Here is a 9,856-nt window from a genome sequence, read left to right as displayed (position 1 = left end):
TAGGGATTTGAACCCTAGATACGCTATTAACGTATGCCGGTTTTCAAGACCGGTGCTTTCAACCACTCAGCCATCTCTCCGTAAGTGCGGCGTATAATATAAAGCTTACCGCGATGTGTAAACCCCCAAAATGTTTGTTTGCTCACACATTAGGCAGTAAATGTTAATTTCATTCGTTTAATCAACAAAAGAGCACAAAAAAGACGGTGATCATACTGATTTATCAGGGATTCCCGATCCCCAAAATGCCTGTCTAGGTATTTGTTCCTGACTCACTAAAGCACGAAGAGACTCAGGAAAAAGGTTCCACTGCTCAATTTCTTTGCAAGGTACCCAGAAAAACTCGAGGTGGGCTTCATTCGATACCAGTGGTTCTAAGTGCGATAAGCCAGTTTCAACCTCAAACAGCAGGTTAATTTCAGCCTGTGGTTGTCCCTCGAGGAGCCACTCATTTTCTGCGGCACCAATAAACCTGCCAACGTCGGCATTTATTGATGCCTCCTCGAACAGTTCACGCGCCAACGCTACTGGTGCCGATTCGCCAAACTCAATGTGCCCCCCGGGCAGGAAAGTCATATTATCGCCAATAGCCCTGACCAAAAGGATATGGTCACTATCGCGGATCACCCCACGAGCAACGTAATGAAAAGCCACTTTATCTTCCTATATATTGTTTTTCACCAATCTTAACGCAGTGAATCAATGGTCCGAAGTGTTTCCTTAGTGCCCTTGGCGCAATATCAACGCTCTGTAACAGATAAATGCTTCAAACCAGCTATATTTACAGCTAACCTCTTTTTACCTCAACAAACATAAGATTGATAACAATGAAAATTTTCAGCAATTTCGAAAGTGGTAACATCCATATCGTCAGTGCCGATTCGCCAGACAATATCCAACTGACCATTCCTGCCGACAACCAGTCAGAGATTTCACAGTGGTTCCACTTCCGTCTTGAAAGCGAGCCCCAGCAGCAACACCAGTTTTCAATCTTAAACCTGGCCAAATCCGCCTACCCAGAAGGATGGCAGGACTATGATGTGGTTGCCTCCTACGATAGGGAAGAATGGTTCCGTATTCCGGCGGAGTTTGACGGCGATACCCTGAGCTTCAAGGTGATCCCAGAATATGGCTCAATGTATTTTGCCTACTTCGCACCTTACAGTTACGACCGCCACCAAGATTTGCTGCACCAAGCGCAAAGCCAGTTCAACTGCAAGCTGGAAACCCTCGGCAGCACTCTCGATGGCAACGACATGAGCTTGCTGACCATTGGCGAGCCAGCTGACGGAAAAAAAGATATCTGGATCATTGGTCGTCAGCACCCGGGCGAAACCATGGCGGAGTGGTTCATCGAAGGCCTGCTTCAGCGCCTGCTCGATGATACCGACACGGTAGCCAAAGCCCTGCTCGATAAAGCGGTATTCCATATCGTGCCGAACATGAATCCGGACGGCAGTATCCGTGGGCACCTGCGAACCAATTCCATTGGTGTCAACCTAAACCGCGAATGGCAAACGCCATCAATGGATAAGAGCCCTGAGGTTTTCCTTGTCCGCGAGCGTATGCTGGCGACTGGCGTCGATATGTTCCTCGACATCCACGGTGACGAAGCGATCCCTTATAACTTCGTGGCAGGCAGCGAAGGGATCCCATCCTACAATGAACGCCATGCCGCGTTGGAGAACGCCTTCAAAGCCGCTCTGCTGACTATCACCCCTGAGTTCCAGGTTGCCCATGGCTACGACAAAGACGAGCCGGGCAAAGCTAACCTGACCATCGGCTCCAACTGGGTCGCCGAGCAGTTCAAGTGCCTGTCCTACACTATCGAGATGCCGTTCAAAGATCACATCAGCCATCCTGATGAGTTCTATGGTTGGTCGCCGGAGCGTAGCGTCGCCTTCGGCCAGGATGTGTTAGCTGCCGTGTGGGCTGTGGTCGATCAGATCTAACGTCTTATTTTAAAAAAGAGATTAGATACAAAAATGCCGAGTCATATGACTCGGCATTTTAATTTGGCCTTAGCAATGGCTTATGCTTCTTGCTCGACCATAGACTCTAGACGGGTTCGCATCAGTTCATTGAACACCTTACGGGCTTCCTGCGCTTCTTCCGAGGCCACCAGCTTGTTGTCTTTGGCTGTCATAGCATCATCCATCAACTGCTGGAGCTGGTCCAAACGCTCTTGTGGCGCATCGCTGAAATCCATACCGGATTCACCGTTAGCCACTGCTTCGGCACGGATCTTCTTCTTCAGTTTCCACACTTTGTAAAGTGCTTCGCGCTCGGCTTCAGCCGCCGCCATAGCGATTGCTTTCAGCTCCTCGAACTTGGTCAGTGCCATACCTTCATTAGACCATGGGTCGACATCGGGTAGCTCCTCGATGTTGATCACCGGATCTTCATAACCTTCCTGATGGGTCAAATCGAGCGTTGCTGCCTTCACTGCCGACATCATCAGCATCACCGCTATCACCAACAACGGTAAGCCACCGACGATAGCCGCCGTTTGCAGGGTCGACAAACCACCCATGAACAGCAATACCGACGGCATGAATGACAAAGCAAATGCCCAGAACAAGCGGTTCCAGCGCATCGGGTCTTCAGTCACGTTGTTTTGTACGACCGATGCCAGGATGTAGGAAATCGAGTCAAACGTCGTTGCGGTGAAAATCAAACACAGCAGGGTGAATGCTGCGATGACCAATGTACTAAACGGCAACTGCTCAAGGATAGAGAAGATCGCTTTTGTCGCACCCTCAGAATTCAAGATACCAACCACATCCAGCGCACCCGAAAGCTGAAGCGATAGACCGTAGTTACCCAAGATCATGAAGAACAGGAAGCAGCCCATCGACCCGAAGAATATCGAACCGGTCACCATCTGCTTGATGGTGCGGCCACGGGAGATCCTCGCGACGAACAACCCCATACTCGGGGCGAAAACCAACCACCACGCCCAGTAGAAAATGGTCCAATCCTGAGGGAAATGGGTATTTTCAAACGAGCCATAGCCGCCGAACGGTTCAGCCCATGTTGCCATCACAAAGAAGTTCGACAACATTCGGCCCAGCGAATCCAAGCCGGTTTCCAGCATGAATATCGTTGGCCCAGTCACCAGAATAAAAGCCAACAGACCCAAAGCTCCCCAGAAGTTGATATTACTGAGGAACTTAATGCCCTTCTCCATCCCGGCATACGCCGAATAGGCGAAGATAGCGGTACAAATCATCAATACGATAATTTGGGTAACCGTATCTTTCGGTACGCCGAATAGGTAGTTGGCACCTTCGGTGATCAACGGCGCAGCCAAGCCCAGCGTCGTGGCACCACCGCCCAGCAAGCCGAAGATAAATAGCACATCGATGACTTTACCCAGCCAACCATAACTGCGGGCTTCGCCGATCACTGGCATCAATGCCGCCGAGACCTTAAGTACAGGCTGCTTGCGCACATAGAAGAAATAAGCAATCGGCAATGCAGGGACCAAATAAATAGACCATGCAATCGGCCCCCAGTGGAACAAGCCATAAGTTGCCGCCCAGCGGACCGCTTCTTCACTGCCAGGTTCTAACTGGAAAGGAGGCGCCTGGTAGTAATACGCCCACTCAATTGTCCCCCAGTAAAGAATACTGGCACCGATACCACCACAGAACAGCATGGCCGCCCATGACGCCGTCGTAAACTCGGGCTGCTCATCAGGATCGCCCAGTTTGATTTGGCCGATATCGGAAAAAACGATGTAGATCATAAAGAAGAATGCACCGACACCAAGCGCCAAATAGAGGAAACCGAGCTTATCGGTCATAAACGTTTTGGCGACAGCAATCCATTCTGCCCCTTGCGCCGGGAACAGCAGCAAAGGCACCACAACCGAGATCAACATCCCCAACGCCCCGAAGAACGTCGGTTTATCAATCAATTCAAAGTGTTTGCGAGAAAACACGTTAGCTCCTTAAAATTAAAACCCAGCAATGGGTAAAATGGATAATCCGAGGAAAGGGCCAACGCTTCAAACCAAGATTCTAATCAACACCATGAAAAAAGCTTATTATTAGCTGACATAAATATTCAGCCGTATATAATGTTAGACTTATGACCAAAATCCAGTAGGATTGACGGTGATAAACCCTAAATCAGTAGAGGCGCGCTGCCTATAAGTAACCGTGTGGAGGGTGATACCTTTGAAGCCGGAGAAAGGAGTCAGCGCCGAAGTGACTGCAGCCATCAACTCAGTCGCTGGGTCTGTGTCGAATAGGCACAGAACTGCCATAGTTTTTACCTATGGAGCGCTACCTGAGGGGGTAACAAGTCTTCTTTTTCTGCGTCTTAGTTACACTTCCTTTCGGTAGATCTCCACCTGAAACACATAGGTGTGATGAGATCATGAACCTTGTCGATTTCTCGGACTCGCTAATGTCCGTTATCCCAGCCATGCTGGCCGTTATCCTTGCAGTCACCACCAGGCGGGTTTTGCTTTCCCTCGGCGCGGGAATCTTTGCCGGCGCACTGATGCTTAACCAGTACTCTCCGCTCGAATCCCTGCAATATTTGGTCAGCAAAGTGCTGGCAATTGTGTGGGTTGACGGTGCTATGAACAGCGATAACGTCAACATGATTATCTTCATGTTGCTACTTGGTGCGCTGATCAGCCTGATGAGCGTCTCCGGTGCCACCCAGGCATTCGCCGACTGGGCAGCAGTTCGCTGTAAAGACCGCCGCAGTGCCAAATCACTGACTGGCTTGATGGTCTTTATCTTTTTCATCGATGATTTCTTCCATAGCCTATCGGTAGGTGCTATCTGCCGTCCGGTTACCGACCGGTTCAATATCTCACGAGCCAAACTGGCTTACCTGCTGGACTCCACGGCTGCGCCGGTTTGCGTATTGATGCCAATCTCTTCATGGGGTGCCTACATCATCGCGCTCGTTGGCGGCATCATGGTGGCACATGGCGTGACCGATCAGAGTCCAATTTCGGCGTTTGTCGAGATGATGCCAATGAACCTATACGCAGTATTCACTCTGGTGATGGTGCTGTGTGTGATTGCGTTCCAGCTTGATATCGGTCCGATGCGCAAGCATGAGAAGTGGGCACTTGAAGGTAAGCTATGGGATGAATCGAAAGGCAAGCCAGCCGGTCTAGACGTAGAAACACCAGAATCAGCCACAGGTGGCATGATCGATATGGTATTGCCTATCCTGACACTGACCATGGCAACCGTATTTTTCATGGTGCAGTCAGGGGCGGACGTATTGGCCGCCAACGGTGAAGCCTTCAGCGTGATTGGCTCGTTCGAGAACACCAATGTAGGTTCGTCGCTTGTTTATGGAGCAATCTGCAGCCTGGTAGTCTCTATCGGCCTTGCCCTTCGACTGAAGCTGGATGCCGGCAGCTGGATGAAAGCTGCCCCTCAAGGCATTTCTGCTATGATGCCAGCCATCATTATCCTGTTCTTTGCCTGGACAATTGGTGCGGTTGTACGTGACATGCAAACCGGTATCTACCTGGCTTCCATGTCTAACGGTAACCTGCCGGTTGAGCTGCTTCCTGCTGTTGTCTTCCTGCTATCTTGTGCCATGGCATTTGCGACAGGCACCAGCTGGGGTACGTTCGGCATCATGCTACCGCTAGCCGGTGATATTGCTGCAGCCAGTGACATCGCACTACTGCTTCCTATGCTGTCTGCAGTACTAGCAGGTGCGGTATTTGGTGATCACAGCTCACCGATTTCAAGTACCAGTATCTTGTCAGCAACAGGGGCAGGCTGCCACCACATGGACCATGTGATGACCCAGCTCCCATACGCTTGTTCTGTTGCATTCGGAGCCCTACTTGGTTACCTCGCTATCGGCTACACCCACTCAGCATGGGCTGGTGTGGCAGTGAGCGGCCTATGGTTCATGGCGTTCTGCGCCTTTGCTGTTCGCAAGAGCAAGCCTGTTGTCGCTGCTGAGCCTGTTACTAACTAAATAGTTAGCACATTTACAAACACAAAGAGCAAGGCCAAGACCTTGCTCTTTTTTTATCAGCCAACCATCAGTGACTGTGTTTGATCTGCAAATCAGAGAAGTAAGCATCGTTGCCGGGTTCGGTGAACAGTCCAATCACCCCTTTTTGTTCCGAACCGTGGAACAAGCGATCAACCACCAGAACCTTCTCCCCATCGACATAAAAAATCCCTTGGTTATTGTTAATTTCGACTTTTAAACGAAACCACTGTCCAGGGCGAATATTCGCTGCACTCTCATACTCTCCAGGAGCTGATTCCCGAAGTTCATGCCATGGGTGATCTGGATAGGAGAAGTACTGTACAGTCAGTTTTCGCTGCGCCTCATCCTCCGAAATGGCATTTACCGGACGAAAATATATGCCTTCATAACGCGATAAATCTTCACTAACACGAAAAACAATACCGACAAACCCCTTCGCTGATGCATCGGCACCCTGCTGTGGTTCGCCAGCCATATTTATCTCTATCGAACCATCACGAAATGGTATTCCCTCAAGCGCAAGGTAAGTACAGTTATCACACCCGCCTTGCTCTATAGACTTGTGATCTGGCAATACAGAGACATGTATCCCCTTTTGCCCCATATACTCAACCACCTCAGCCCTTACTCCTTTGGATTGGGTATTTTCTAAGGTATCCAATGGAAAGTTTTCAAACTCCAGAGCAGTCGCTACCGTCGCAAACAGCCCCATAGACAATGAAATCAACCACATGCTCAATACATTCGTTCGCTGTACTTGTCTGTTCATAGCCCAGTACCTAGCAGGATATTTACTTCAAGTTAGCTGAAAAGAAATTCACCCTTTGCTCAAAAATAAGACAACATTCTCTGTGATGAAAATAAAGTTATGCACAATGTCATACTTTTTAGGCATCGCAATCCAACATACAGTACAAGCCATTACAATAAGCCACTGAACACTATACAAGCACTTTTATATTCTTATTTACCGCGGTTGTTTCTGATTAATCAACCGTTTGTATTTTTATTGATGATTTTCACACAACAAAGCTTAATTGGAACACGACCATGCGAATTGGAATTTTATACGGCGGAGAGTCAAGCGAGCGCGAAGTCTCCTTAAAATCAGGCAACTGTATTGCTGATGCCGTTGAGTCACTGGGTTACGAAGCAATCAAAATCGATCCGCGCCACATCGATATCACCTTGCAAGGGTTCTTCAACCTAGACAAAGTGTTTATTGCCCTCCATGGCGGTATGGGGGAAAGCGGGCACCTGCAAGCCCTGCTGGATTTGCTCAAAATCCCCTATACCGGCAGTGGCCTGCTGGCCTCATCCATTTCACTCAACAAGCTCAAGACCAAAGAGATTTGGCGTTCTAATGGCCTGCAAACCGCAGATTGGATCAAGGTCAACAAGCACACGCCTACCGACACCATCAAAGTCACCTTGGCCGATCTAACTTACCCCGTCGTCGTCAAACCGCTGAACCAAGGTTGCAGTATCGGTGTATCCAAAGCTTCTTCGCCTGATGAGCTTTATAATGCCCTGATTGATGCGTTTGAATACGATGATGAGATTCTGGTCGAGCAGTTCATCACTGGCCGAGAATACACCTGCGCGATCCTTGATGGTAAAGCGCTCCCTGTTGTGCAGATAAAATCAGACAGCTTCTTTGATTGGGATGCGAAATTCGGCAATCAAACCGCGACTTACCATTGCCCATCAGATTTGACGGCGGAACAAGAAAAAGCCATGCAGCAAGCGGCGCTTACCGCCTACAAAACGTTGGGCTGTCGAGGATGGGGACGGGTTGATACATTCCTTGATAACCAAGGGAAAATTTGGCTGATTGAAATGAACACGGTACCGGGCATGACGACCCGCAGTGTCTTCCCGATGGCAGCCAAAGAAGCCGGCATGAGCTTCGAAGACACCATCGCTGCGTTGCTTGAAAGCGCGACGTATGATGATGTGAAATAACGCTTATATCATTGCCCCATTTGGGTGGTCCATTTTGGGTCAGCCGCACCAATATGGGGCATGACAAATTCAGATTAGTTCAAGATAATCGACTTACCCCAAGCAACCAACCCTATGGCACGAATCATGCTAACTTTTCTTTTTAAAGGAGAGGTAAGCATGAAAAAGCTTTTATTATCAATGATTTCAGTTCTATCAATCAATGCCCACGCCTTAGAGCATAGCGAGATCAACGACGCTCGTATCCCGGGTATAAAAACAGCGGTCGAAGCCTACAATGCCGAATTCAGCCAAGCTTATTCACCACTACTTGCCGATGTAGAAAGCATCGGCAGCAGTATCGGTGAAATGATCAACACCGCTGTTATTACGGGTAACCAAAGCCGTATGCTGTCAAACTGTTCACTGAATGCAACAGGCATTGCAACCCGCCAGACCACTGCTGATGTCGCCACTGATGCCGAACAGCTTATGTCAGACACCCAATATCATTTCTGGGGCAGCTACAGTCCAACGGTAGAACAACAACTGGTTGGTATTTCAAAGTATCTCTCTATCAAAGCCCCACAATCAGGCTTGTCGCTCGCCACACCTAACGGCAGCCAGTGGTTTGACCTAGAGCAGGAAGAAGTAAAGAAATCTGAAGGTTGGAAGGCAATGGACCAATATCAGGACGGTACCCGTTTTGTCGTCGGCATAGGGCTAATGGATGATTTGATCAGAGATAACAGCCATTATATTTATGCAGAAAAGATTAATGGCGAGGTCATTTTTATAGATGGTCAAACGAACCTAAGTACCGATATTGAGCCAACTTACCTTACCGACAAGTTCGACTTCAGCCACCTGAATATTCCACTGGTAACAGGGCTAATGTTCTGGGCGCTTGAGCCAACGAGCTAAACATCAGGAGTGCCTAACTCTACACCATATGGAGTTAGGCAACATTAGATGGTAAGTCCTGCTGCTTCATTTTCAGTCGGAACACAATCTGCCAAACACCCCTGAAGCCATTGGCTAAAACGATATTCCAAATCACTGGGCGTGCGCTTTTGGGATAGCAAAATGTATTTATGACCAGACCGGATAAACCCAAATGGCGCAACCAAATTCCCTCGCTTGATGTCATCCACCACCAAGGGATAAGACCCCAGCGCAGCCCCCAAACCATCCACCGCCGCCTGAAAGCAAAAATAGAAATGAGCGAATGTTTGGTGGCTATTACCAACCAATCCGTGTTGACCCGAAGCATTAACCCAATCATCCCAAGCTGATTGTCTTGTCTGACTATGTAGCCGTTTTATACCGGCCAAATCATGCTTAACCTGCTGCCAATAATCCGGAGAGAAAACAGGCCCAACCCACTCATCAACTAGATTGAGTGTGTTGTAGTCATGTTCAACCCTGAAATCGTCACGGCGGATCGCCAAAGATAGCCCTGTCGTACCAAGCGTGACTGCCCCACCGGCTGTCGATAGGCGAATATCAGCGCCCTCGACCACATTGTGAAAGTCAGCCAAGCGCGGCATTAACCAGCGCATGGTCAGCGTCGGCTCACAAGATATCTCGAGGCACTGCAGCTGGTTTTGCATTAATTGGCCCACACCATCTTCAAGGGCGGAAAATGCAGTCTGGGTATGTTGCTTGAGCAGTTCCCCTTCTTGGGTCAAAAAAAGATGACGCCCCTGTTTATAGAACAGCGCATGGCCAAGAAAACCTTCCAGCACCTTTATCTGCTTACTTACCGCCCCATGGGTAATATTGAGCCGGTTTGCCGCTTCACTCAAACTCGGTGATGAGGCCGCGACATGGAAAATGTGGAAAGCTTTTAGGTGTCGCATATGTGACTTTTTCTCACAGGTTAAAGAAGCGTATTTCGATTATAGCGAGCACAAAT

The 9,856-nt window shown here is 49.0% G+C and carries 8 protein-coding genes and 1 riboswitch; of the genes, 4 read left to right on the top strand and 4 right to left on the bottom strand.

Going from position 1 to position 9,856, the window contains the following annotated elements:
- Positions 1-210: 210 nt before the first annotated feature.
- The gene (locus BIZ37_RS15875) at positions 211-654 is read right to left on the bottom strand and encodes an NUDIX domain-containing protein (protein WP_187462295.1); all 444 of its coding nucleotides are present in this window, start codon (positions 652-654) and stop codon (positions 211-213) included.
- A 173-nt stretch (positions 655-827) separates the two neighbouring features.
- Between BIZ37_RS15875 and BIZ37_RS15870 the strand changes: the two genes are divergently transcribed.
- Positions 828-1,952: a carboxypeptidase family protein gene (locus BIZ37_RS15870; RefSeq protein WP_187462294.1), complete on the top strand. Its 1,125-nt coding sequence runs from the start codon at positions 828-830 to the stop codon at positions 1,950-1,952.
- 80 nt (positions 1,953-2,032) lie between these two features.
- Here the strand turns inward: BIZ37_RS15870 and BIZ37_RS15865 are convergent, their stop codons facing one another.
- The gene (locus BIZ37_RS15865) at positions 2,033-3,946 is read right to left on the bottom strand and encodes a BCCT family transporter (protein WP_187462293.1); all 1,914 of its coding nucleotides are present in this window, start codon (positions 3,944-3,946) and stop codon (positions 2,033-2,035) included.
- 186 nt (positions 3,947-4,132) lie between these two features.
- A riboswitch (Lysine riboswitch) is annotated at positions 4,133-4,303 on the top strand.
- Between the two features lie 83 nt (positions 4,304-4,386).
- Here BIZ37_RS15865 and BIZ37_RS15855 point away from each other — a divergent pair.
- Complete coding sequence (locus tag BIZ37_RS15855) at positions 4,387-5,973, top strand: Na+/H+ antiporter NhaC family protein (RefSeq protein WP_187462292.1); 1,587 nt, start codon at positions 4,387-4,389, stop codon at positions 5,971-5,973.
- A gap of 67 nt (positions 5,974-6,040) precedes the next feature.
- On the opposite strand, the gene BIZ37_RS15850 is transcribed toward BIZ37_RS15855, so the two are convergent.
- Positions 6,041-6,763 carry a hypothetical protein gene (locus BIZ37_RS15850; protein WP_187462291.1) on the bottom strand — a complete coding sequence of 241 codons (723 nt, stop codon included), beginning with the start codon at positions 6,761-6,763 and terminating at the stop codon, positions 6,041-6,043.
- A gap of 281 nt (positions 6,764-7,044) precedes the next feature.
- Here BIZ37_RS15850 and BIZ37_RS15845 point away from each other — a divergent pair, with 281 nt between their 5' ends.
- Complete coding sequence (locus tag BIZ37_RS15845; RefSeq protein ID WP_187462290.1) at positions 7,045-7,959, top strand: D-alanine--D-alanine ligase; 915 nt, start codon at positions 7,045-7,047, stop codon at positions 7,957-7,959.
- A gap of 159 nt (positions 7,960-8,118) precedes the next feature.
- Positions 8,119-8,862, top strand: a complete 744-nt coding sequence (locus BIZ37_RS15840; protein ID WP_187462289.1) for a hypothetical protein — start codon at positions 8,119-8,121, stop codon at positions 8,860-8,862.
- 44 nt (positions 8,863-8,906) lie between these two features.
- Here the strand turns inward: BIZ37_RS15840 and BIZ37_RS15835 are convergent, their stop codons facing one another.
- Positions 8,907-9,800, bottom strand: a complete 894-nt coding sequence (locus tag BIZ37_RS15835) for a LysR family transcriptional regulator (protein WP_187462288.1) — start codon at positions 9,798-9,800, stop codon at positions 8,907-8,909.
- Positions 9,801-9,856 lie beyond the last annotated feature (56 nt).

It is taken from the genome of Photobacterium sp. BZF1 (assembly GCF_014349205.1).
Taxonomy (GTDB): domain Bacteria; phylum Pseudomonadota; class Gammaproteobacteria; order Enterobacterales; family Vibrionaceae; genus Photobacterium.
The sequence above is the reverse complement of the archived record's forward strand: the minus strand, read 5'-3'. Positions and strand labels throughout refer to the sequence as shown.